Here is a 1,403-nt window from a genome sequence, read left to right as displayed (position 1 = left end):
GTTCGGTATGGGCGGTTCTTCGCCGGTAGGAGAATATCAACTCCTTGTCCATCGACTACGCCTGTCGGCCTCGCCTTAGGTCCCGACTTACCCAGGGCGGATTAGCCTGGCCCTGGAACCCTTGATCATTCGGCGGACGGGTTTCTCACCCGTCTTTCGCTACTCATGCCTGCATTCTCACTCGTGTGGGCTCCACCGCTGGATTCCTCCGCGACTTCACTGCCCACACGACGCTCCCCTACCCATCCACACGCCTGGACCACGAAGGCCTGGCGAATGTGTGAATGCCACAGCTTCGGCGGTGTACTTGAGCCCCGCTACATTGTCGGCGCGGAATCACTTGACCAGTGAGCTATTACGCACTCTTTCAAGGGTGGCTGCTTCTAAGCCAACCTCCTGGTTGTCTGTGCAACTCCACATCCTTTCCCACTTAGCACACGCTTAGGGGCCTTAGCTGGTGGTCTGGGCTGTTTCCCTCTCGACTACGGAGCTTATCCCCCGCAGTCTCACTGCCACGCTCTCACTTACCGGCATTCGGAGTTTGGCTGACGTCAGTAACCTGGTGAGGCCCATTAGCCATCCAGTAGCTCTACCTCCGGTAAGAAACACGTGACGCTGCACCTAAATGCATTTCGGGGAGAACCAGCTATCACGAAGTTTGATTGGCCTTTCACCCCTAACCACAGGTCATCCCCCAGGTTTTCAACCCTGGTGGGTTCGGTCCTCCACGCGGTCTTACCCGCGCTTCAACCTGCCCATGGCTAGATCACTTCGCTTCGGGTCTAGACCCAGCGACTATGGTCGCCCTATTCGGACTCGCTTTCGCTACGGCTTCCCCACACGGGTTAACCTCGCCACTGAGCACTAACTCGCAGGCTCATTCTTCAAAAGGCACGCCGTCACCCCTGCTAGGGAGGCTCCGACGGATTGTAGGCACACGGTTTCAGGTACTATTTCACTCCCCTCCCGGGGTACTTTTCACCTTTCCCTCACGGTACTTGTCCGCTATCGGTCACTAGGTAGTATTTAGGCTTAGCAAGTGGTCTTGCCGGATTCACACGGGATTTCTCGGGCCCCGTGCTACTTGGGATCCCCTTCAGGAGGCCACGCGATTTCGTCTACGGGGGTTGCACCCTCTGTGCCGGGCCTTTCAATGCCCTTCGACTATCACGCGACTTTCTTACTCCTTGACCTGATGTCAGTCAGATCCGAAAGGTCCCACAACCCCGAACGTGCAACGCCTGACAGCTATCACACACGAACGGTTTGGCCTCATCCGCTTTCGCTCGCCACTACTCACGGAATATCTCTTCCTGCCGGTACTGAGATGTTTCACTTCCCGGCGTTCCCTCCACACACCCTATATATTCAGGTGCGGGTCACCACACATGACTGTGGCGGGG

1 rRNA gene is annotated in these 1,403 nt (G+C 56.9%); it reads right to left on the bottom strand.

The annotated features are described in order from the left end of the window. Window positions 1-1,403: ribosomal RNA gene (locus Q343_RS0100010) — 23S ribosomal RNA — on the bottom strand; the annotation flags it as partial.

Source organism: Paraoerskovia marina DSM 21750, assembly GCF_000701465.1.
GTDB lineage: Bacteria > Actinomycetota > Actinomycetes > Actinomycetales > Cellulomonadaceae > Paraoerskovia > Paraoerskovia marina.
The sequence above is the reverse complement of the archived record's forward strand: the minus strand, read 5'-3'. Positions and strand labels throughout refer to the sequence as shown.